Source organism: Sinorhizobium terangae (assembly GCF_029714365.1).
GTDB lineage: Bacteria > Pseudomonadota > Alphaproteobacteria > Rhizobiales > Rhizobiaceae > Sinorhizobium > Sinorhizobium terangae.
Window position 1 is genome coordinate 50,148 of the sequence record NZ_CP121661.1, and the last position, 24,954, is coordinate 75,101.

At 63.9% G+C, this 24,954-nt stretch carries 6 protein-coding genes; 4 read left to right on the forward strand and 2 right to left on the reverse strand.

Annotated features, from left to right (window positions below; all coding sequences use genetic code 11):
- Positions 1-73: 73 nt before the first annotated feature.
- Both QA637_RS28645 and QA637_RS28650 read right to left on the reverse strand, forming a co-directional pair.
- Positions 74-7,867, reverse strand: a complete 7,794-nt coding sequence (locus QA637_RS28645) for a hypothetical protein (RefSeq protein ID WP_283067787.1) — start codon at positions 7,865-7,867, stop codon at positions 74-76.
- Entirely contained in the window at positions 7,858-19,983 is a 12,126-nt protein-coding gene (locus tag QA637_RS28650) for a hypothetical protein (RefSeq protein ID WP_283067788.1), read from the reverse strand. The genes QA637_RS28645 and QA637_RS28650 overlap by 10 nt, the downstream gene beginning before the upstream one ends.
- Before the next feature lie 157 nt (positions 19,984-20,140).
- Here QA637_RS28650 and QA637_RS28655 point away from each other — a divergent pair, with 157 nt between their 5' ends.
- The 4 genes from QA637_RS28655 (at position 20,141) to QA637_RS28670 (ending at position 24,889) form a co-directional block, all read left to right on the forward strand.
- Positions 20,141-21,061: a hypothetical protein gene (locus QA637_RS28655; RefSeq protein ID WP_283067790.1), complete on the forward strand. Its 921-nt coding sequence runs from the start codon at positions 20,141-20,143 to the stop codon at positions 21,059-21,061.
- Positions 21,034-21,891: a hypothetical protein gene (locus QA637_RS28660; protein ID WP_283067792.1), complete on the forward strand. Its 858-nt coding sequence runs from the start codon at positions 21,034-21,036 to the stop codon at positions 21,889-21,891. Before QA637_RS28655 ends, QA637_RS28660 begins: the two co-directional genes overlap by 28 nt.
- Positions 21,892-21,924: 33 nt before the next feature.
- Positions 21,925-22,605, forward strand: a complete 681-nt coding sequence (locus tag QA637_RS28665) for a hypothetical protein (RefSeq protein ID WP_283067794.1) — start codon at positions 21,925-21,927, stop codon at positions 22,603-22,605.
- A gap of 223 nt (positions 22,606-22,828) precedes the next feature.
- A complete protein-coding gene (locus QA637_RS28670; protein ID WP_283067796.1) occupies positions 22,829-24,889 on the forward strand; it encodes a CHAT domain-containing protein in 2,061 nt (686 codons plus the stop codon).
- Positions 24,890-24,954: the final 65 nt, after the last annotated feature.

Consider the following 24,954-nt stretch of genomic DNA (forward strand, 5'->3'; position numbering starts at 1 on the left):
CCAGTTGGCGGGGAGGCGGAAAGCAGGTAAGCGATGACGCTGCATATGGTGGTGCGCCGCGCCCCGGCGCACATTACTCCGGTATCGCGAACTCCCCGCGCGATTCCGGCAACTGCCCGCCGCCAGTGCGATCGACCTTGACCAGAAAGCCGAAGGGCGTTTCCGCCGGCGGTACACCCGACGCCACGAACGGCCACAAGAACAAAGCGCGCCGCCTTACGTGTCCGGCGATGAGATCGTTTAACAGGTCGGGAAGATCGATCTTCTGCGGGAGTGGCGCGGTCGCGAACAGCGCGGTGCCGACCGTGTGTCCGCCGTGCTGCAGCGTCGCCAGTCCGTAGGACGCCGCCGGTGGCGGCAACACCGGCTCGGCCACGATGCCGACATCGACCGTGATCGAATGCGCGATATTGTCCGCGCCTGTTCCGGTTACCGTCAGCTTTAGGCGATCGCCCGGGAGGAGTTGTGCTGGCTGGTCGTTCAACGCCGCGCCGTCGAACGTCTCGCGCAGGCTCGCGATAGCGATTGCATAGGCGGCTAGTCCGAGAACCTTGTAGCGAATCCCGGGCGCCGTCGTGGCGGCGATTGCAAGATCGCGCGCCGCGCCGCCGGCGGCCGGAACGACCTGCACGTCAAGCATCCATTGGCGGTTGTCGGGAGCTTTCGGATTGGCGTTCTGTGTCCGTTCGCGGCGCCAGAACGCGAAGTGAATCGTCGCGGCGGTGTCGTATTCGGCCCGATCGGCCGCCAATACGTGAGGCACGTCGTCGATGCCGAGCGCGTTGCTCCGCGCCGGACTTCCAAGCTCGCGGTCATAGGCCGGATCCCCGAAGGCGAGAGTAAACGGCGTCTGCGGCAGCCAGCGCCGCCGCGCCGGGACGTGCGGCAGATCGAACACCAGCACCTGCGGTGGTCCCGGGACCAGATCCTCATTGGCTGCGCCAGCCAGGCTGTCAGTCGCCAGTGTCAGTTCGCCGGTCTCCTTGGGGTCTGCCGCCGCGTCGGTTGGTTTAATCGGGGCGCCGCAGCGCACCGTGAAGCGGATCGGCGTATCGGCGGATGCGTCGCGCAGCGCCAACATGATGCTGGTTTGGGCGGCCTCGCGCCGGGCGGCGCCGCTGATGGCGAAGTCGAGCAGCAGCCGCTTCGCATTGGGATCGCCGGTCGGATGATCCTCCGCGTCGATCGTCTCGCCCCAGATCATCCTCTCAAACCGGATCACCGCTGTTCCCACCTGGAGCGCCGCATGGGGTAGGTGGCTCATTGTTCCGTTCTGCGTCGGCGGCAGAAGGCCGATGCGTGCAAGCGCGACGCGCGCGGGAATGTCGCCTGGCACGACCGCGACCAGGCGAATCCGACCGCTCCAGCCCGACGAGAGCCAGCCGAGCGCGGGTGTGCCGACCGTCAGAGTCACGCTGCGCGGGTTGAGCGCGTGGTCGTTCGCATCGAGCAGCCGAAAGAAGCGCGCAACCACCGCGGCGCCCTTGATCAGCTTGAATAGCTTCGGTTTGTTGGTTGCCGGACTGCGCTCGTCGCCAGCGATGAAGGTCTGGCGCCGCAGTTCGAGCTCCGCGTCGTCCGGCAGTTTCGACGAGCGCGGCGCGCGGAGTTGCCGTGCAATCACCGGTCCGCGCGCGGCTGGCACGCCGAAGCGGGCAAAATCCGGGTCGAACGGCTTCTCCTGCCAAGTCAGTAGAACTCCCTCGTGCTGCGTGAGCATCGCGCCCGGACGCTGCCCCGTGGTAGTGACCTCGACCGGCCCGGGAAGAAGCGGTGTCAGGCGCGACCGGTCCTTTGCTGCCGTCGTGCCGACGGCAGGGATGCGCGATTGGCCGAACGCCGCCGTCAGCGCCTCGATGGTCGGGGCGCGCGCCCGCGGTGGCGCCAGCACCGCGAGCCGGTCGGGCGGCGAACGCAAGTCCTTAGCGGCACGCCGCCGGAATGCGGCGCGTTGCCCCATCGCGATGAAGGCCGCATGCGCGACCTCCTCGCTCTCGCGCGCCTCGTCCGGCGTGCTCGCGTCGAGGCCGAAGGCGTGCGCAGGCCACGAAAGGCTGCGCACGCGCCCCGCCCATGCGCGCTCGGTGTTGCGCCGCACCTCCTCGTTGCCAAGCCGCGCATGCATTTGCGCGAGCTCCTCGTTGCGCCGCTCGTTCGGCCACCCGAGCGCCGGCGAGGCATAGATTGTCACATCACGGTCGCGCAGCGCGACCGACGGTTGCCCAATCAGGCCGGGTGGCGCCGGCTTGGCGAACGTCCAGTCCACATGCGGGAACGGCGCGGCCGCATCGACGATTGTCGTACGCTCCGCCGTGGGATCTGCGGCCGGCGGCTTGTCGTGAATGGTCAGATAGCTCGTGTCGACCCGGGCGAGCATGACGACGCGCGGCGCGGCGCTCAGGCTGAAGGCGCGCAGCGCCGCCTCCGCACGTTGCGCACCCTGCAGCGCGAGCGCGTTGCTCGCGGGATCCGACAGCGTCGCCGCAAGCGCGGGCGGCAGGATCTCGGCGGCGACCTGACGCTCGTCCGCTACCAGCAGCGTGACCGCGGGCGGCGCCCGTTCCGGCGCCGCCTCTAGCGGCCAGACGCTGACGGTAAAGCGCGTCTCCCGGTGCGGTACGTCCTGGCTCGGCGCGACGCATCGCACCGCGCGTCCGAACCAGCGGGCATCGGGCGCGTGCGCGAAAGCCTCGGCCACCGTGCGCAGCGCCAGCAGGGTGCGCGGAAACAGGGGAGTCTCAAGTTGATTGTTGAGCGCGCTCGCGCTTTCCAGGAAGGCTTGGTCCACCGCCATGGTGGCCGCGGCACTGTCCGGCTGCGCCGCGCCGACAATTGCCGCGAAGCGCGCCTCGACCAGGCTTTGCGTCCCATCCTGAACCGAGAATGCTCGCGGCGGCACTCCGTCGAGCCGGCGCGGCGCTCCCGCGGCGGCGTCGTGCGCCGCGATCTTGTACATGCGCGTGCTCGCGGCGATCTGCGGACAGTAGTTCAGTGGACCGATCGACGGGGTGTCGTCCGCCACCTGCGCCCAGGGCAGAATCCATTGCGGCACGAGGGTGACGCCGATCTCGGTTCTGCCGTCGAGCCCGACGCGCTGCATGCCGGTCACGACCTCGGTCACACATGAGCCGGTGAGCAGCAGCGCCGGCGGAACCAGCTCGAGATCTTCGACCTTCGGATATTTATTCCTGACCGCTGCCAGGATGGCACGGACCGGAAACCCCGCATTGGCAAGCGCGCGCCGTACCACGCCCGCAATCCGGATGTTGCTCTCGTTGCCGCGGTAACGCGCCATGAAGGCGTAATCGGTGTTGCGCGTGGCCGGCTCGAATTCCACGATCGCATCGGACGCGAGCGCGCGCAGGTCGATCAGGCAAACCTCGTCGAGCGAAGTCCAGGCGAGCGGGGTCCTGGATTGGCTGCCTGGCCAAAACTGTCCCTCGGCCGGGATGAGCTGGTGCTCGACCACGGCGCGAAAGCGCCACGGCTCGTGCAGTGCGACCCTGTCTCCCTCCTGCACCAGGAGTTGGAGCGGCAGCACGTGCGCGCACAGCCGTGGCTGCACCTCGTGCACAAGGTCGAGGCCGGACCCCGGGTCCATGGTTAGCGTTGTGGTCCATTCCGCCTTCTGGCTAGGGTGCGGATCGAACGTCGCGTTGCCTACCGTCGCATGTCCGACCGGCCACTTGATCGTACTTGTCTTCAGCTTGCCGAAGTCGGCATCGAGCCGCAGCGACGATTGCCAAGTCGGCTCACCATTGGAGCGTCCGAGGTGACGGTGGCGGATCGCTGTGATGCGCTGTGTCGTGCCCGCTTGCGCGGCATCAAACGCCAATTCCACGTAGGCGGATCCGAGCTTCGCTTGCGGCCATGCTGCAAACGCTCCCGACGGGGTGCGTTTGAGGACGAACGCGACCGTGCCGCTCACTTGTCCGGGCGGGAGTAGGAAGCCGCGGAACAGCTCCGCGTTTGCGATCTCGTCAGCGATTTGGATGCGGACCACGCCGGCGTCGTGATCGACCTCCTCCACGGGAAGCGCCGCCGTTGACGTCAACTCGAGCCAGCGAATGGCGCCAGAGCCATAGTCGCGCGTGAATGCTATCGGGCTCGCTGGGTCGTTTGTCCGCAGCGGCGCGCGCAGTTCCGCGGTCGTCAGTGTCAGCCGGGGCGCGCCGGCCTTCTGCCACTCCAGATCGATCCTTTTCAGCTGCAGTGGGCTTTCGCCCGGATCGCCAGAGCAGCTTGCCCTGATTGCGCCCGCCTCGAAGCGCGCGTCGCGCAGGTCGAGTTTGCAGGCCTGCCCGAACAGACGCACCGTCAGGCTGGCCGCTTTGATGTCGACGTCGCCGTTCTTCTCCTGCAGCCCAAGCCCCAGCGTGATCGGCACGCTGGATACCGGCATGATCGGCGCGTCGGCGCGAAACAAGAGCTCGCGCGTCGATACCGGGAACGGATCCTGCGGCGAGTCGCCGACCCTGACCTGACCGATCGAGCGGAATGCGAAATTGCCGTCCGAATCATCGAAGCGCAGCACGATCAAGTTGCCCGACGCATAGACGTCCTCTGCGGCAAATACCATGTCCCGCTGCTGCGCGGCCGAAGCCTCTATCCCAGCGATCCCGACCGAGGCGAGCACTTCGAGCAGTACCGGTGTCCCGTCCGGCTTCATCTCGAAGGCCAACAGGCGCAGCGGCCGCGCCGCGAGGGGACCGGCGAGCGGAATCTCGAATCGGCCAAGCTCGCCCGCGACAACCACCGGGTAAAGGCGCCACTCGTACAGCGTCTTTGCGATGCGGCTGCGGTTGAGCGCTTCGGGATCGGGGCCGGCGCCGGTCTCGATACCGCCGGAGCGGTCGAACACGAGCTTCGCGCCCTCCTTCACCGGGAGATCGCGGAACCAGAACTGCAGCTTGTCCTGCCCGATCGTGAGCGCAATCGGCTGATGCCGGGTGGCGAGGGAGAGACGCTGGTCGTCCGGCGCCTTGCGCAGCGAAAGCTCGCGCGCGGTCATCGCGGTGGACAACGGCTTCGGGTCGAACGCTAGCGACAGACCGCGCGCGTCATGCAGCTGATCTGTGTCGCCGCCGATCGGCGGTCGCGGTTTAGCTTTGAACGACGATGACGCGAAGCCGTCAATCCTGACGTCAGTGCCACCCGGCGTCAGCGCGTCACCATTAATGGTGAAGTCAGCGGTGAGGCCGCCCAGCGCTTTTGCGCCCGCATACCAATCCTCGTCCTTGGCCGTATCGCCGAGGCAATAGGCGCCGAGAGTCGCGTCCTGGCCCGGCCGCGTCAGCGCGAACGCGAAGGCTTGCGGCGCCCAGACGTAAGGTTCTACTAGGCCGCGCACAACGCCTTTGGTCTTCATGGTCGACTGATGCCAGGCTCGCAGCTCCGTTTGGCCATCGTCGAGCTTTATCTCCTGCAGCACCACGCGGTCAGCTTCGGTGCGTGCCCGCGCGATGCGGCGTGCGTTCTCGAACCAGACGTCGGAAAGTCTGCGCAGGTCGAGTGCGGTCGGCGGCGTCTCCCGTGCGGACATCGCCTGCTTCTTGCCAGGCGCGATCCTAGACTCTGGTGCCTTTGCATTGGCGAACAGCTCGTCGAGGATCGGCAGATCGAAGCGCAGCGAGACCAGCAGGCTCGCGTCCGCCTCCAGCTTCGCGGCATTCGGCCCAAGGGTGAATTCGATTCCCGGCAGCGTAAGAGCCGCAAGCGCAACTCCGGCCTGCTCGCGCGGCGATGCAGGAGAGGACCCTTCGGCAGCGATTTCGCCGGGCCATGGCCAGCGCCAGCGGCCGTCGCCATGCACGCTGGTTCCGGCCGGCAGCACGACCTCGGGCAGACGCCTGTCGGCGCCAAATACGAGCGTGAGCTCGCCGTTCGACGCCACCTGGGCCGGCACCAGCTCGCGCGTCGCCGAGGGGCGCGTCGCGCTCTCCGCCGTGCGTGTCATCGCGACCGTGGAAACCAGCGCAAGCTCCTTATGCGGCTGCCACACCAGTAGAGGCCCGGCGTCGGGGCTTGTCACGACCGGAAGCGGGAAACTGACTTCACCGAGCGTTCCGCCCGCGATCGCGCCGACATTGACGTTCCAGCCCGTGATATCTCGGCCGCCGAACACGATCGGAATCGCGTGCAGCGCTGCCGGCCCGGCATCGCGTGGCGGCAGGATCTCGACCGGCGAGGGACTGGCCTCGCCGGCCCACAGCAGGCCGTCGAGTGTCCCGAAGGAATCCTCGATCTCGACCTTGATGGTGCGTGCGGCGTCGGCCTCGAGCGGCTTCGCCCATGTGACGGTGATCGAGATGCGGCTAGACGCGACAACGAGCAGCCCGGGCAGGTCGCTGCCGTCGGGCGCGGGATCACCCGGAAGCGTGCCGGATTTGAGCGGCACATCGACGCGCATGAAGCCCGCGAAGGCGGATGGGCCGGTCGCGGCGCGTCGTGTCTTCACAGTGCCTGGCTTCGGCGCATCCATGAGCGGGATCTGCACCCAGCCGCGATCGAGCGCGATGAAGGCATAGGGAGGCCATGTCTTCTGCGCGATTGCGCCGGAACGGCCCCAGATCTCCGAGAACCGGGCGCCGAGCACCTCCATCGAGGCGGCACCGGTGAATCTCGTCAGCATGACCGCGTCCGGGTTTCCGTACGGCCTTGGGGCCTGCGGCGGATCGCTCCAAGACATGGTGACCGTCGGTCCGCTTGCCGGCGCGGCTGGCTCGTCCGACACCGACTCGATACTCAGTTGGACGCTCGCGGTCGGGCTGCGGGTCGCTAGCCGCACTGCATAGCGCACCAACTCGGCGACACCGAGCTCGCCGCCTCCGGCGTCGGCGCGCGTCAGCAGCTTGATACCGACGCCGTCCTCGCGCAGCAGGACCTCCGGAATCACCCCCGGCGCGCCGCAGCTGTACGCTTTGCTGACCTTGTCATAAGCGAGCGACCACGACAGCGGCGGAATGCCGCGCGTGTCGACCTGCAGCACGATATTGCCGCCGCGCGCCGCAAAATCGCGCGCCATCCAGGCGAGCCCCTCCGATAACCTCTTCAGGCTGTCGGCCGACCCGCCGACCAGGTCGAGCCGCATCTCGCTGCGGTTGGCGCGGTGAACCGCGACAAGCCGCAGGCGCAGATCGAGCAGGGAATCGATTTTCGTTCCGAACGGGTCCGGCACGTGCGCATCGAACTCCACGCCTTCGGGTACCAGCTCGAAGGCGATGGCGCGCGCCTTCTTTGGGGGACTTCCGACCTTCTCGAGCGTCTCGACCGTGCCGATCTGTAGGTTGCCGAGGATCCGCACCCGTTGTTCAGCGAGCGGCGTCCAGTCCATCGTCAGGCGCTTGGTCAGCACGGCCGATCCATGCTGCGCTGGATTGGCGTAGCCGACGCGCATTACGCCTCTGGTCGCGCGCAGACGCGGCGCGACGATCTGAAACAGACCGTCTTTGTCCTTTTCGAACGGTCCGTTGGGCCACCCGTCGCGTGGCGCGGCGTGCAGCTCGGAGTAGCGCGGCTGCGCGTCGTCGCCTGTCAGCCGGACTGGCTCGAAAGCCGCCGACAGGATCTCGATCGCGGCCGCGCTGTCGCCGGGACCGAAGTCTACGGTCGTCGCAGCGGCGGTGAGCAGCAGTGGCTGATGCAAGGACACGCTGGTCTTCGCGTTTCCCGAATGCTCGCCGACAATCGTGGCGTTGACCGGGTCCGCGGTCTGCGCGAGCAGTCGCATGGAATGATTGCGCACCACGGGCGGCTCGGCGCCGACGTTGAATGGAAAGCCGAGATTGACGTGCGCTTCCCAGACCCGCTCGTCGACGCTGAAATCAGGCCCCTCGAGCGCGATGCGGCGAAACGGTGTCATTGACATGGCTGCGCTCCCTCTCCCGACCTGACGATCGCATCCTCGGCGGGATCGGCGCTCCCGCGGAAAACCTTCACGCCGAGTGTGCGACCGAGCCCGAACACCTGCCCGCTCATGGTGCGGTCCGTAAAAGCCGCGAGCGCATCGCGCTCTGCAGCATCGGTTACGGTCGTGGTGATAGCCGCCATAATCGTGTCCCGCTCCTGATCGGTCGGCGGCATGCGCAACAGCAATGACACTGCGCGCCAGTCCGCTTGATTCGCCGCTCCGAGGTCTGCCAGTGCACTGGCGACGCCGTTCTCGAGCAGCGCATTGCAGGGCAAATGCACCAGCACGCTCATGTCGACGTCCTTGAGCACGCCGTCTTCGAGCACGCCGAGTTCGGTAATGGCGAGGGCGGTGAAGGGAGTCGCCTCCAGGGCCTTGATCAAGGCGACGACCTTGGCCGCATCCTTGAGTGGATTGGCATTGATCGTGACCCGTGCAATCACGTCCGCGCTGGGCGGCAGCAGGCGCGATCCATCCGGGGCGGTCGCGAGGCCGACCTTGAGCGCCGCTGCAGCCAGGCTGTCGGAGAGTGGGCTCGCGAATGGCGGGAAGTCGAGAAAGCGGTTTCCAGGCTCGCGCTCCTTGCGTGCCGCGGAGAGGCGTCGCATCTCGGTCCGCACCAACTCGCGAACGCCGGTGTCGAAGTCGTCCTGAGCGTACCCGCCCTGGGTCTTGCTCGTCTTCAATTGTCGCAGCGCTTCGCGCCCCGCGATTCCGGCATCGGCGGGCGCTCGCCAGTCTCCGATTGCCGTGTGGGTGACCTGTACTGCCGTCGGTCTGCCTTCGGGCAGTCGCGGCAGTCCCCAGATAAAATCATTGGCCGTTAGTGTCGTCGGCGGTGGCGCGTTGCCGTCGGTGTCGACCCATGCCTGCAGGAAGTCCAGGATCGCTTTGCCGGCGGTATTCGCCGCATAGGCGGCGAACGCATCGCGCCAAACGGTCACATCGACCTTGAACTGCGCGAAGGCGGCCGCATCCGTATTCGCAACCGGAGTCACCGTCGCCGTAACCGGCGTCTGAGGCGCGAGATTCTGCCACTCCGCGCCGGCGGCAAATGCCTGCGGATCCAGCTCAATCAGCTCCAGTGGGTGATGCATGGTGCTCCCAAACACGACCGGATCGATGTGCGGCGCAAAGGTTTCGGCTTCGAGCTGTTCCTTTTGTTGCAGCCTGGACGAGATCGCGAGTTGCCACCACACGCCATGGTTCGTGCAGCGATATAACTCGTCGGGCTCGGCCGAGTCCGCCGCGAACAGCGGACCGATGACATTGACGCGATGGCCCGAGGTTTTGGAGCTGTCCTCGCTGCGCTGCTCGCCGATCACGTCGAGCTCCGCCGACGCGGCTGACAGGCCGGCGCTGTCGACCGTCAAGGCCCTGATCTCATAGCGGGCGAACGGATCAGGGAGGCTGAACACCTCGGGTATCGCGTTGTGCGACAACCAGATCGGTCGCGTGTCCACCGGCATTCCGTCAACCAGCCGCACTAGCGGTAGATGGAATTCCAAATAGACTCCCGGCTTGGCGCCGTCGCGCCGCAGCACCGACCAGCGTGGAACGGGAGTCCTCTCGCCAAAAAGATCCTGCTTCCACGGAAGGTGCAGATCATAGTGACCTTCCTCGACGGTGGCGATCACCGGGTCGGAAACGACGACGCCGGCGGACGCGAAGGCTGCCGCATGAATGCGGAAGAAGAACGGCAGCGCCTCGGTTCGCATCGCGAGCGTGCCGCGCCAGCCATCGGTGTAGCGTCCGCCCTCCTTTGTAGCGAGACCGCCGAACATGTCGTCGCTGGCGATCAGAGCGGCGGGATTAGGACCTGGATTCAATTCACCGAATGCGGCCGCCGTGTTGATGTCTGGAACGAGGTCCTGCGCCCAGCGCTGCATCGGGAACTCGCGCCAGAAGCCGACCGCCGTGGTCTCGAACGAGAGGGCGCCCTCGACCGTCACGTTCGACTCCGACAGAAGCTCCTCGGTGTGCCGTTTGTAGATGAACTCGAGCACGCGCCGCGCCTTCTTCGGGTTGGTCTCGCCGGGCGGCAGTATTTCGATCCGCTTAGCGTCGACCAGAACCGGCGGAGCCAGCGGCTCGGTGCGCGGAATCACCACATCCAATAGCCGGCGGCTCCAGCTTTCCTCGAAGCGGTTCGCTGCATCCTCTTCCCCCGCGAGCCAGTCGCTCCATGCGCCGAACAGCTGCGGTACCCGCGGATTGGCCTCGTTTTCCGCAGCGCGCAGTGCGTCGACGAACCCTTCGTAACGGCCGAAAGGCCTTATCGCATAGCGTTTCAGCCGGCGCTTGCGATCGTCATGCGTCAACAGCACCTCCATGGTCCCGTCGTCCTGTACTCCAACGCGCCACGGATCGGGACGCGTGACCTCGGCGAGCGAGAAATGAACCTCGCGCGGCGGCTTGCTCGCTGGAGCATGATCGACGAAGCGGCGGGTCCAGTCGGGAATGCGGGCGAGCAGCTTGGCTTCATCCTCGCTGGCTGGCCAAGCCTTTGGCCAGCGCCGCTCCGCGGATCTCTTCAACGCCTCAATGGCTTCGATGATCCCAGCATGGGATCCGGCGAGCGCGACGTACCGCTCGGCGGCCATGTCGCGAAAGCGACCGAACGGCTCCAGGCCGGTCGTGCCCATCGGATCGGCGATCTCCCCGACGTCCCCACCGCCGCCCCAGGCCTGGCCGAAAATCCCGAAGGCATCGCCGTCCGACACCGTTGCACGCACAAGCGCGACGACTTCTCCGTCCTTTGCCCGCGCTATGTCGATCATCAGGGTCGATTGCTGGCCTGCTCCGCCGGTCAGCTCCTCATTCAGCTTCTTGCGTTTCGGGTCGCCGTCCGGGACGTAGTTCGATAGCGTGACAGATTGTGGCTTAGCGAGTTGCGCCGTCAGATCGAGCACATCGGCGACCGCAATAGCTGCAGCATTGATCTTGCTCAAGTCGATCGTTAGCGGTGAGGCCTGTCCGGTGGCCTTGCGGATGGCGAAATAGGCGACCGGCTTTTGGATCGCGGTTTGATCGCCTGCGTGTCGGCGCCAGCGGTCGGGCAGGGGACGCAGTGATATCTGCGTCAGCGCCAGGGCATCATGGTTGATGAGTCTCTGCACATCGTCCGGTGTCGTGGCGGGAGTGCCGCCGTCGAATGAAGCAAGCCGCATCGTGCCACCCGCGCGTGTCACGACGTCGACGAACGGTGCACCGATGGAGAGCGTGTCGTACCATGCGAGAGCCTTGTTCATTGCCTTTTGCAACTGGCGTAGCGTCGCGTCCGGAGCCAGGTACTCGCGCGTCTCGGTATCGTACAGCCGCAGTCCTGCGCCCAGCCCAAGCGTGCGCAGGATGCCCCAGCCGTAGGGGTCGCGCTCAGCTGGCGTTTCGTCGAGCCAGCTGGCGACATCGGTCGCACCGATCTTCGGCGATGGTTCCAGCACCGGCTCGTACCGGCGATAGGTTGAGCGCTCGAGATCCTCGAACATCGACCGAACATCGACCGGGAAGGAAATTTCCACTGCCGGAGCTGCGACCGATGGCAACATCTCGCATTGCAGCAGCAGGCGCACGTTGTTGTAGCTGCCTTGGTCCTTGGCGAAATCGTCTGCCAGCTTTTTCCGCGCCAGCGCAGGGAGGTTCGTGACCAGCCGCGCCAGTGCGGCCAACAGGCTGTCCTTCTTTTCCTGCGCTGTCTTCGCAGTTGGCGGGTATTCGAAACGCAGTCTATCGGGAAACGACGTGGCGCCGCCGACGCGGAAGCCAAGCACGTTCGGCGCTGGTGCCGCGGGCCATTCGTCAAGCCGGAATTCGACCGCGACGGATTGATCCAGCGTCTGTGCCGTCAACTGTGCGTCGAATGTCGCCTGGTCCACCTTGAGCGGCGGAAAGGCAGTTGGTGGCATCTCGTCATAGCGCGCCCAGTCGATGGTATCGGCCAGCACCGAGTGGAGCACCGGATCGAGGTCGATAGACCACTCGGTGCTCGCCAGCACGGCTCCGCCGCCTTCTCGCGCCGTGATGGTGACCCGGGCGTTGCGGAATTGCTCCCGATGCTCAGCGTAATGTTTCTTCGCGTCCGCGCTGTCCGGGTCCCAAGTCAGATCCTGCAACAGCATGCGCAGGCCGCGCGCGGTCCATGGCCCCTGGCTGTTGTCGAATGGACCACCGCTGCGCCGTACGACCTCATAGGATCTATCCCCGACCTTGAGGCTTAGTTCGAACGAGTGTGGGCGTCCGTTCGACAACAGTTCGGTTAAGATCGTTTCGTCGACATTGATGGAGAGCGCGCGCCGCAATGTATGCTGCGGCCACACCACATAGGATTCGGCGGGCGTGTACCAAGCGGCGCGGCGCCCGGCGCCCTTCTTCTGCAGCCTGCGCGTCTCGCTCGGATAGTGCGCCTCGACCTTGGCAAAATCCGCGATCTCCGGCGGATCGAGCCGCGCCATTGCGGCAGGGAGCGCCTGCACGCGCGCGACATGGCGTGCTGGCAACCGTGTGAACAGCAGAACGACGGCATCGTTATTGGCGAAAGGCGTGGGATCGCTCGCGTCAGTGCAGGTGAGCACGAGCTTCCGGTAACCCTGCGCACTGATCGCGGCGGTCAGATCGAAAGCGAGCCAGCGCGATGCGTCGTTCGCTTTGACCAGCCGCACTTGCCCCTTCACGCGCTCGCATGAGTCGTTGATTAGGTCGAGCACCGATGTCCGGTCGGCGCCTGACCGGTCGCGCAGGTCGGCAAAGATCGCGGTTGCCTGCGATTGTGGCTTGCGATTGAGCCGGATGGTCCCGTTGCCCGGATCGGCGTCCTCCACCGCCGTGCTCAACTTATAGGCGATCGCAACTGCCGCCGGAGCAGTCGTAGCGCTTTCAGCTTCGTCAGCCGCATCTATCTCAAACAGATCGAAACCGCCGAACAAGCGGGCCAAGCGCTTTGCGCTACTGTTTCCCGCATCGACATCGTCAGCGGCCGGGCGGCCGTTCCAGCGCACGCGCGTCGCGACCCGACGTTCGCCATCGCGCAGCAGCACGAGGGCCGGACCATTGGCGTCCGGTGTCAGAAGGCTTCTGAGCAATCCGTTTTCGGCCGGATGCCAGACCAACACGCGGCCGGATTCGCCGCCAAGGTCGTCGAACAGCAACGGCGCGGCGTCGATCGCCACCGGATGCTCAAATATCTCGACAGGCGCCGCGATCGGCGGCAGCTTCGGCGACGGGGCATTCGATTCTCGGGAATCAATCAGCATTGTGATGTCGACCGGACACCAGGGGCCTGGAGACTCTCCTAGCTCATGCTTCGGCCGGATCGCGAAGCGCACGCCGCGTGCGCCGTCGCGCGCACGCTCTTCGCCCGACAGGTCCACGCCGATCGTGCGGAAGAACTTATCAAGGTCGTTGCCGCCGCTCGAGCCGACGTGCTTCAAACCGTAGCCGTCTGAGTGCGCAAGCGGCCGCGGATCGTCGAACCACGGGATCTGGTTCGGCGTGTTGTTGGATTTGACCTTGGGCAGCGTCAGTTCGAAATCTTCGTCGGTGACGTGCTTCTGCGCAAAATCGCCGGCCGTCGGTCGCGCCAGCGCGTCGGTGACCGCGTCGTTACCGTAGAGTCCGGTCGGAGCGGCGCGCTCCTGACGCACCCGGAGGATATAAGTGCGCTTATCGCTTACGTTGCCGCGTTCGTCAGGGCGCTCGCCTTTCGCCGGCGTTGGATCCATTCCGTCATCCAGGCCGAGGGTCACAATCGGCCTAGTGGGAGGCGCATCGATGTTGCGGATTTGAGCGTTGTCGTTGCGGTACTCGAAGTGCAGCACCGCACGGCGGATGCCCTCGCGCGACCGGCTCGGCGCTTTTATGTCGAGCTGAAGCGGCGTCGGAGCGCCTGCGGTGCCGGCTGTGTCCACCGGGACGACGATATAGCGTAACGTGTCGGGCACCTGCGCTGCCACTTTCTCGCTCTTCTCTGCGCCTGGCAGAATCGCGGCGCGCAGCTCGCCGGGCAAGTCGGCCAGGTCATCAACATATTGCGCGTTCGGACGCAGAAAACGCCACACGAAGTCCCCGGTGGTGATGTCGCGCACCAGCCGCATCGGTGCCGCGGCCTTGACGGTGACCCGCCGCGGTGGCACGGAGGCCATTACGACACCTCCACGCATCAGAATGCGCTCGATGCGGTAGTGCTGCAGGTCGAACTCTGGATCGTTCCATACGCCGGTCGACAAACCGAACGCCGGCTCAAGGTCCCAATCGAGACGGATGCCGGTGCGTGTGGCCTCGACCACCGGCTCGGCCAGCTTCGGCCCGCGCTCACGGAACATGCGCTCGGGCGGATTGAAAAGATGGACCGAGGGCGTCAGTGCCCCGATGCCGCCGACCGCCGCATCCAACTCGAATTTAGCGCGGCGGGGCGCGGCTTCGCCGTTCGGCGCGGGGAGTTCGAACAACTCATCGATGTTAGCCCGTGTGACGACGAAAGCGACGCCGAGCGACCGCACGTCGAGGCCGAGCTCCGTTGCCTCTAACGTCCATGCGGCTTCGCCGCCCATCGCGAGCTTGCCGGCGGATTCGCACAGTGAGGCGATCACCGCGGAGCGGCGCTCCTCGATTTCATTTGCGGCCCGCTCCTCCGCCTTGAGCGCGATTTGGTCGCGTCCCGCCGTGGCGAGGAGCTGGGCGGCTGCTTCGCGCGCATCTGGCAACCGCTCGGGATCGACGTCGATGCGCCTCGGACACGGCTCGCGCAGGTCCGTAGCGGCATCGCCCACGCGTACGAAACACTGTCCTAGAAAGCGGCCGAGCGAAAGCGTGTCCTGTCCAGATTGGAATGCCGTCCTGGCGACGTCGTACGAGATTTCGATGGCGGCACTGTCGCCGAACAGGACCTCACGCGTAGTGCTGCCGGAGTTGTCCCTGCGCGACTCCAGTTTCTTGACTGCAACCGGTCTGGTCATCGAGCGGTTGCGGATGACCAGGGACGGTGGAACCGAACCGTTTGGTTCGTACACGGAAGGCGGTGCATAAAAGGTGCCGAGCAGTCCACCCGCAGTCGTTTTCGGCAGAGTCGCCTCCGGCAGTCCAGTCTCGGAATGATCGCGCGGCACGAAGATCATGACGAAGCGCTCGCCATCCCCGCCTCGGCCCGCGACCGGGAAGAGCATCGCCCAATAGCCGCTCGGCTGCAGGTCGCGACCTTCCGGCGTTGGCTGCGGCAGCGGTCCCGCCGATATTTCCTCGTGCTTGTCGAGCGAGTGGTCCAGCATCTGGTCTGCATCGCGGGACGTGGGCCCGCGAGGCTGCTCCGGCGCCGGCGGCGCGACGCCCTGCTCGGAGTCGGGAGTCGCGACCGTGAGGCCGAGCGCGAGGAACCGCTCGACCCGGCTACGCGCAGTATTGACCGCGCCCTCGTTGAAGCCGAAGCCGATGCCGAGGCGGACCGAGCGGCCGAACGCGCCGACTCCGACCGATGCCGCGGCGCGTCCACCGATCGCCCGCGGCGACACTGCAACCTCGAGCGCGATCGAGAGAGTGAGCGAGAGCGAGAAGCCGATTTCCAGATGGATATCCTTGATGCCTATCGAGAATTCGAGCCACACACGCACTTGCAGCGAGATCGAGACGTCGAACGCGAGCGATCCGTAGAACAGCGTCTCGTTGAAGCGCTGGATCGACAGATAGGCGATGAATTTCGCATCGATCGAAAAGTCTGCGCGCGCGAGCACCGAGGCGCCGAACGAGCGCCCGCCGACGGAGCCCCCGATCTGCGCGAATCCCCTGGCGCGAAACGCGATGCCGTAGAGGATCGAGAGGTCCTCAATGCGATTAACCAGACCGCCCTGGCAGACGATCTGGAACGTCTTGTCGCGCTCGAAGGTGAAACCTAGCTCGTAGGGCCAGCCGAACTCCTGGTGGAATAGACCAGGGCGGATATAGGTGGTGGCCGACCAGCGCACGGCCTTCATCGCTGCGACCAACGGCGCCGGCAACTCGGGATGCTTGCCGTCGACGTCGCCGGTCCCGTCGGCGATCATCCGGGCAAGAAACTCCTTGCGCGGCACCGAGAGATACACATAACCGCGCAAGGTTGGATTGGTACGCCAGGCATCGGTCCCACTTGAGTCGTGCCAGTCCGCATAGTTGCGCGCGATCCAGACGCGCGCGTTCATGAAGAAGGTGAGATCGCTGCGCAGCGCCGCCACGATGTCGAACAGCACTGGGTTGGGAATCTCTTTTTCCGCGTCGGCGTTGTATTCCCTTTCGCCCGACGCGCTGGAAATGCTGATCAGGCCGCGCAACGCAAGCGTCAGTCGATTGCCCGCGGCCTCCGGCTCCCATGACCTCACAGTAGCAAGTTCGCCTTGATATTTCGAGATGTCGTCGAGGACATCGATGAGCTGCTTCACATTGCGTACCTGATCGGCGCGGTTGAACGCAGCCAGGGTGAAGCGATAGCCGAAGCCGAAGCCGACCTCGCGCAGATAGATAGGTCCGAGCGGGGTCGGGATCTCGATCGAGAGCTCCCCGGCCTCGCCGTAAAGGAAGAACGCCTGCCGCAGCTCGCCGCCGCGCTTTTGCAACTCAAGGAAGCCCATTGAGGCGGCCATCTGGCCCCAGCCCTTGATGGTGAGCTTGCCTGACGCGAGGAAGCCATGCGCGGTTACGTCGGCCGGCAGCGCACCAGGCCTATACAGGCTCGGCAGCTGGTCATCGACCGCAATGGCGGTACCCTCGATCGAGGCCGCGCCGCCGAAACGAACGCCGACGGTGAGCCCGTCAAAGCGCACTTGCGGCAAGGTCTCGCCGTCCTTCGGCGGCGCAATCCAGAGCTTGTGGAAATCGAATTTGGGGCTGACGATGTCGCCGGCTTCGACGAAGTTGACCTGACCGGAGACCGACATTGCAGGCTTACCGCCGAAGGCCCGCGAGGCCGGATGAAAGCCGATGCCGCGCAGTTCGAAGGTGAAGAGGTTGAAGAAGTTGATCCGCTTCTTCGGCTCGACCGCGACCTGGAACTCGATTGCGGTCAGGAGCATCGAGGGATCGCGGGCGAGCGGCGCCTTGTCGAGAGTGATCGTCAGGCTGCCGAAGTTCTTCAACAGGCCGTCCGTGAATTCGCCCGCGCGCGGCTTGAATTCAGCCGATCCGGTGAGTGTGAAGTAGAAGTGATAGCCCGCGCCCTGGGACGAGAAGTCCTTGAACTCAAGTCCGATCGCCGAGAGTGTAAGCTTAAAGCGTGTGCCGTGGCAGACGATCGGATCATTCGACTTGTCGAGTGTCGCCTCGGCGCTTTGCACGATCAGCGAGCCATCCTTGCCGCGCCCCATTGAGATAGAAATCGTGGCGTTCGCTTCGCCAACCAACTCCGGCGGCAGTTGCCCGGCTCCCTTGATCGAGAAAGCTTGTATCTCGCTGCGCTTGATCGACAATCCGCCGCTGTCAAAGCGAAACGGCATGTCGACGCCGGCGAGCTGCACCGGGATATCGGGATCCACCTTAGCATTGAGGTCTAGTCCGCCACGCGACAGGCCGAGCTCCTCGACCTTGAACACGATGCCGCGCCCGCCGCTTGCGACTCGGCCGTAGGAGAGGTCGAGCCGCGCGCTGTCGGCCAGCGCGAGGCGCACGTCGCCTTTGGAGAAATCCAGCTTGTAGAAGCCGTATTCGGCGGGCAGCGGATCACCGGGCTTGTGCGTCTTGGGAACGATCTCGCCCGACAATCCCAAGACGTCGAAATCCCTTTTGGCGCTCGTGCCCTTGATCTCGATCATCTCCGGACCGGCGAAGCGCAGCTCGAAGGTCTTTAGATTGAGCCCGAGCTTGAGCGGCAGCTGCACCTTCGTTTCGCGGATGCGGAGCTCGGCATTGAGCGGCAGCTCCACCACGCCGTCCTTGGCCCTTTTCGGCGTCCCTGGCTTCACCGAGATATATTGATCGAGATTCTCCAGGAAGCTCGGTTTGGCATTTCCCTTCGATGACTGCAGGAAGGGCAACAGCCGTTCCGCCGTGCCGGGTTCGATCTCTGCGTCTACGGCAACGTCGCTCCAGTTGATCGGACGATAGACCACGGGCCCACTGATGCCCGCAATGCTGATTCCGCTTTCAACCAGCGGCGTTACGGCCGCCTCCACCGTTTCAAAGAAGGCCGTCTTGCCGGAGCGGAAGCGGAAGATCACTACCGGCTGCGCTTTGCTGAGCTTCGCGGCGACCTGGATCAGTCGTTTCGTCGGGCGTTTACCTTGGACGTCGGTATCCGCGACCGATTCGATGCTGGCATCGCGAGCGAGCCACAGGTCGGTTCCAAGCGTGAAAGAGGTGTTGTTGTTCTTGCCCTGCAGCGCGATTAGCGCGACGCTTGGCGGACCATCAAGGTCGATCACCAGGGATGGACGCCAGTTAAGCGGTACGGTCACATCCAGCGCGGCTGCCTCGCTGCTGAACACCTCGTTCGGCGCCACCGACCAGGCGGGCGAGATGACGATCTGGCGCAGCGCGAAGCTGCGTGCATCGAGGCGGACCTCGATCGCGACGTGCGGGTCGCCAGCCGAAAGCTTGCTGAGCGCCTTGCGAAGCCAGTGCACCGCCTCCTCGAGTGCCTTGCCGATTGCCTCCGCGATACCGAGCAGCGCGTCAAGCGCGCCACCCGCCTGGCGCGCCAGCCATTTGACCGCCGCGCCGATTATCGCGCCGATGCGTTCCAGCAGCGCGACCAGGCCGGTCTCCGGGACGTTCGGCTTCGGCAGACGGATTGCGCCGATCAGCCGGATTAGCCCCGCAGCGGCATCGGCGGCCTCACGTGCTGCCAGCGCCGTAAGTGCGAGCGGGTAGGGCTCCACAATCTCAAGTCGGGTCAGCTTGCCGGACGATGCGCCCGTAGCGGAATCATAGAGTTGCTCATAGGTTGCGCCGAGCGCGAGCAGCAGCGCCGGATCGCTCTTCGCCCGGACCAGCACGCGCGGCAGGTCCAGCGTGGCGGTAACGTCGGCGCTGGCGGATTGTGGAAGATTGATGTCGGCAGTGATCTGGATTTCGAGCTTGCCCGGATCGAGCTCGATCGTGAACGGCAGCGCGTCGGGCTGATCGATTCGCTTCCGCGGCAGACCAATCGATGCTGTGGCGGCCTTGATTGCACCGGTAAGCGAAAAACTCCCGCCGCTCGACAGCGCGATGCCGAAACCAGTGATGTCGGCGATTTTCTGTGCGAACGGGTTGCCATTCGCATCGATCGTGTCGCAAACGAGCTCGCCAGTGCCATTTTGCGTTGTCGTGATCGTCAAATGGTTCGAGGCGTCTATCGCGAACGCGATCTGAGGCTGTGGCGTGGTCCAGTTGATGTGCAACGGCTGATCGAATTCACCTGCCTTCGGAATCGGCAGGTCGAAGCGCAACAGCGACGCGACGTGATTCACGTCCAGCGTGGACCAGCTCAGCGACGGCCAGTCGATGCTGGGCCACCGAAAGTCGAAGGCGGGAATCTTTGCAGCCGGCAGTCCCTCGAGCGACAGCGACGGGACGGCGCTCACCAGCGCGCCGCGAGTGACCACCAGGACGAGCAGCATCGCGGCAGTGCACGTGTTGCCGCCGAGTTGAACCGTCCCGCGGCTGCTGAGGCGCGCGGTCAGCACGGCCGCATCGTCGGCCGGCTTTGGCTGCAGAGTCGGATCGAGCAGGAGCAGATCGATCGACAGTTGCGCCGTGGCGCTCGCGCCGGCGAAGCCGACGCCATCGATCCCAAGGAAAGCACCTGTGTTTGCGCTCAGCGATATCGAACGCTCCGCCAACTGCTCTCGCAGGTTGTCACGCATCCGCTCCCGCGTCGCGGCGAGATCGGCCCTCGCGGCATCGCGAAATGCCTTGATCTCGGCTTGGATTTCACTCCAAGTCTTGAGCCGTCCGCCAATGGTCAGCTCATCAGGCAGGTCGAAACTGACCTTGAGCTCGCCTTGACCGAGCACTGTATTGGCATGGTTGCGTGCTGTGACAATGATGGCTTCAACGGTCGAGCCGGTTGATCTTCGCGCCGAAAGATCGACCGAGTAATTCACGCCCGTAGCGGAATAGAGTTGAATGACGTCCGCCATGTCCCCCCTCGGTCTGGCACGCCAATAACTTCTGACCTTTTAATAGATCACATCTCGACAACGCTTTCCACAATAAATTGAAACTGCAGCATAAGAGTAGTATAGGTAGCGAGTGCGGCGATGTTCGCGACTAGCTGTGCCTGCGGAGGGGAGGGCGATGGCTGATACGGATGTGCTTGCAATCGTTTGGGGCGAGACCAGCGGGGCCACTTCCAAGGACGGCTCTACGGCAGCCGAAGCGCGACTGGAGGCGGTCGTTTCCAAGCTCGCAGCGGGAGCAAAAAAGCGTGGTCTCGACAACAAATTAAGAAAGCTCCCACCCCCTCGCGTCGGCGCAACCGAAGAGGCACGCTATAAAAGGGTAATGGCCACCGTGGACGCGGTAGAGGCTGGTAGTTGGAGTGGCGCCACGCTGCCTGCGCGTGCCGCATTGTGGGAAGTCACCGTCAACGGCAGTCCACGTGTCGATCAGCCGCTGCCCCAGGGAGTGAGTTGGATCACAGAGGAAGGCGTTACGAGCGGCGGTGACTTCGTAACCGCCGATGGATCAGACGGTCGCGTCTATCGTCTATTCGAAAGTGACAAAGTACCTGCCGACCACGAGTTGCCCTTTGCCTCCGCGCTCACCGGCAGTGGTCTGCCGCAGCTGGGGGGCAAAAACCCATACAACCGAGTTGCTTGGGGAATTGGCATCGTCGCGGCCATCGTCTTCGTGCTCGGTGGTGCATTGTCGGTCTGGGCTGGTCGATCGATGAGCGATGCACGCAATATTCTCGTTACAAGCAATCCCGCCTATCAGTACGAATTGCTGGCGAGAACCACCGAGTTGTGCGCAGCCGACCATAAGCTATTGCCCAATGGCGCCCAATCAGCAGTCTGCGGCAAGCTGTTGAGGGGCAATGATATTCCGCCGCCGACCAACGGACAGCGCCACGATTTTCCGGCGGCTGTGTCCGTTCTCTCAGACGCGATAGCATGCCCGACAGACCCCAGCAACGATGGATGTAACACCATTTGGCGCGCGGCGCTTGACGTTAGCCAAGAACACAGTTGGAGAGGCCCGATCTTCACCCTCTGAACGATGTTTCGGGCTACCTGAGCGGAGTGGCTTCGGCCGCAGGATCGATCTCTGTTCTCGTCCCTTTCCTGATGCTGGTCTCCGGCATTGCAGGGCTTACCATTGCGCTTGGCTTAGGAACCAAGCAGCGTGTCGCCGGCGTGTGGATCGACACCCGGAACCGCGTATCGCTTGCGCGCGCCCAAGTCACACTTTGGACTGCAGTAGCTCTGTCCGGGTATGCCACGTTCGCATTGTTCAACATCGGCTTCGCCGGCATTGCCGGACCGGCGGCAGCAGCGGCCGGAGCAAGCGCGGTCGACATCGCGACGTTCGGTGTCTTTCCGACAATACCTGCCTCGGTCGCTGCCGCGCTTGGCATTGCGGCGGTTTCTCCGATGGTCTCTGCACTTATTCTGCCCACAAAGGACGCCAGCGGAAATAATGCCAGTTTGTCCATTAGGGGCGGTGACGCCGACTTACAAAGACGAGGTGCACCCTTTTTCGGCGTGGCAACGGAGGGGTTGGAGAAACGCGCATCGGCGCGCCTCGCTTCAATCGCTGATATTTTCATGGGCGAAGAAGTAGCCGATTCCGATACGGTCGACGTTTCGCGCCTGCAAAACGTGGTCATCACTGCAACCCTCGTGCTCGGCTTCTTTTCTATTCTCGTCGCGATGACTACCATTGACGCTTTCCAGATAATGGGCGCCAAGACGGCCATATTCACTACTCTGCCGGAACTCGGCACGGCGTTCACGGCGCTTCTCCTCGCGAGCCACGCGACGTACTTGGTCTCAAAAGCGCACGATGCGCAGCCTCTGAGGCCGCCGGATCAGCCGGCCAAATAAAGCGACATTGTGAGTCCAATTGGGAAAGATGTCATGGCAACATTCAGCGTACTTTCACTGGGAACCCGCCGCGACGCAAAACAGTTCCGCAAAGGCGCAGTTGAAAAACTTCAACTATCGCCCGGATCATTCCTACACGCCACGAAGCCGTCGCTCAACGACCTGAAGTCTCTCTTTGCGCGCAGCGATGACGTGCTTTTCCTCGCCGGGCACTTCAGCAATTCATTGTATAACGACGACCAGTCCATTGATCTCGAATTTGGGACCAGCAAACTGACGATCACTTACGATGGGCAAACCGTTGTTCTTAATCGCGGGACGGAGTTTAAACAGACCAGTTGCAAGCTCATCATCTGGGGCGGCTGCAACGTTTGTAGCAGTGCCCAAACAATCGCGACCATGCGAGCACTGTTTGGCCCGCATGTTCTCGTTGGTTGGGTCGGCGTGACCGGTTGGGAGATCACAGATATAATGTTCGGAGGCAAAGGGCACGGCAGTGCCGCGCCGGAGCCCTTGCCGGATTTCGCGATGCCGAACTACTTCTCCGCTCTGGGTGGTTCGATTGGGGACTCTACACGCCTGTGGAAAGAATGGCTAAAAGTCGCAAAAGCAATATCATGGGGGAATGACGCGGAGGGCCGACCATATCTCGAGCGATTCTGTGTTGTGGATGCAACCGGTAAAGCACACTACGCTTCGGAAGCAATCGCCTGAAGGCAAGAGCTTGTGCAAAACGTCGATAACGTTGAGGTAGATCTTGTCTTGAAGACGACCGGTGTTCTCCACACAACCGCAGGAGCGGCCGGAAAGGCGGTATCGCTGTCGCGAACAGCAAGTAAAGGCGGCGGCACGCGGCCCTGAATGGCACGGCAGCGGGCTCGTGCCGTTCACGGTATCGACATTGCCGTGCAGCGAGCAAAGAGGAGTCCGACTTGCAATGGTTTCTGCGACGATCCGAATTGAAACGCATGAGGCGAACAATGGCAATTTTGACGTCCACTTGATAGAGGAGGATGGCCACCAGACGTCCGGGATACTCAAGCGGCTCGACCTCACCACCGGACGATGGACCGCCAACGTCGATCGCGTCGTACCACCGCCTCGCACGGATATCGTAACCTATGTGTCCGGCGTGACTCCGGACCGCCGCAGTCACCCCGATTTCCTAGACATAGCCACGAAACTCTACGACTGGCTCCTGCCGGACGGCGTTCTGCGCCAGCGATGGGCCTCATTGGGCAATCCTCGCCTGTACGTCGCGACCGCGGTCGAAGCACTCGATCAATTGCCCTGGGAGATGGCCTGTCCCGCGGAGCCACCTCTCCAAAGGCCTGCGTTGATCGCCGGCCTTTGTCGGCTGAACCTGCAGGCCCCCCCCGCGACGAACAAGCCGTCGACCTGGCCATTCCGAATTCTGATGGTTGTCGGCTGCAAGGCGGAGGAGGAAGAAGCGCTTGGAATCGGCAAGGAAGTCGAGGCCGTGGAGAGGACGTTCCACCCACTTGGGCGAACCGTCGACGTTCATTGCATGCGCCGTCCTACGCGTGAGGCGATGATGCAATGGATCAGCCGTTTCCAGCCACATGTCTTTCACTTCGCCGGGCATACCAGGAAAGTCGAGGGAGCCGATGAATACGGCCTGCGAATTGAAAGCGACGGCGGTAGTTGGACCTGGTCGAGCAGCGGCATAGACAACGATTTGCCGGCAAAGCACTGGATTCCCACCTTCGTATTCTTGAACGCCTGCCGCAGCTCGGCCGAAATTGGCAGATGGAGTACACACCGAAGCTTCCTGGCAGCCGGCGCCAAGGCGGTCCTCGGCATGCAGGCGGATGTCATTGGCGATCTCGCCGGAAATTTCGCCGCCACGCTGTATAAGGGGCTGGCGGCCGGTGACCGCCTGGAAGATGCCATGAACGAGGCGCGCGCGCTGATCCCTGGCGCTCCAGGGAACATCGCCTGGGCGCTGCCGGCATTGACGGTAAGCGAGCGCAACGCGAAGCTGTTTACGCCTTGCACGCTGCCGTCCGACCAAACCTACGAGAAATGCGCCGAATTCGAGGAGGCCCGGCTGTTCGCGAATTGCCGCGAACCGCGTCGGATATTCACACACTGGGCCTATCCTTGCAGGATGACGGACAAACCGGAAAATGTCCTCATCGTGCTAGGCGAGCCGAATTCTGGAAAATCCCACTTGCTGAAGTGGTGCATGGAGAATTGGGCCATCGGCGGTGCGCGTGTCCGCTATATCAGGATGCATGACGGGACTCCCAAGTCTTTCCTCTCCATCCTTAGGCAGATTCGCGACGGTGACGCCGACAATCGGGATATCAGTACCCAATATTTGCATGCCGGGCTTTCCAAGCTCGCTTTCAGGCAGTTCAACTGGCACCTGAACAATCTGACGCGAACCGGCGCGCCGGGCGACTGGGTTGAGGCTGAGCACCCAGAAACTGAAATTTCAGACGAATGTCGGCCCTTGACCGCTCTGAGCGACAAGCGGCCGGAGGAGCAAATCGGGGCATTATTCGTGGAGGCTTTGCGGCGCGACGCCGCGGATAGACCACTCGTCTTGGTCTTCGATCAACTCGAAGGGCCAAAGGGCGAACGCTTGCTTCCAGTCGACGACTTTGAGCAGCTTGTCCGAAACGTGTTCCTGCCGATTGCCACACAGTCCAGTCACGTCAAGGTCGCCATAGCAGTCACGAACATGCAGGCTGCGGCCTTCAATCTCCTGCCGATGCCGCCAAAATATTCAGACAAGGTGGCCAAATATGAAGTGCCTGCCGATGTGGCGGACGATCACTTGGCTACGCTTGCCGCCGAGATGATGTGGTTCAAGGATGAGCAATGGATCAAGGATTTGGCCGGCTTGCTGTTGTGTCGTTCGCCAGGAAGATCACCTCCACCCAAGGGCTTGGCACGTCTGGTGATGGTTCGGGACACGATAAGACTTCATTTCCCAGAGTACTATAACGCCGTGGAGCGCATGCGATGAGTGTTCCGGATTTCGCGGCTCTCCTGCAAGCTCTGAAGAGCTTTCCGGCCGACACGCCGCTGGAC

What these genes read in the sequence shown, in the direction of transcription:
- QA637_RS28645 (WP_283067787.1), bottom strand. Translation starts at nt 7,867, where the DNA reads ATGTCAATGACACCGTTTCGCCGCATCGCGCTCGAGGGGCCTGATTTC.
- QA637_RS28650 (WP_283067788.1), bottom strand. Translation starts at nt 19,983, where the DNA reads ATGGCGGACGTCATTCAACTCTATTCCGCTACGGGCGTGAATTACTCG.
- QA637_RS28655 (WP_283067790.1), top strand. Translation starts at nt 20,141, where the DNA reads ATGGCTGATACGGATGTGCTTGCAATCGTTTGGGGCGAGACCAGCGGG.
- QA637_RS28665 (WP_283067794.1), top strand. Translation starts at nt 21,925, where the DNA reads ATGGCAACATTCAGCGTACTTTCACTGGGAACCCGCCGCGACGCAAAA.
- QA637_RS28670 (WP_283067796.1), top strand. Translation starts at nt 22,829, where the DNA reads ATGGTTTCTGCGACGATCCGAATTGAAACGCATGAGGCGAACAATGGC.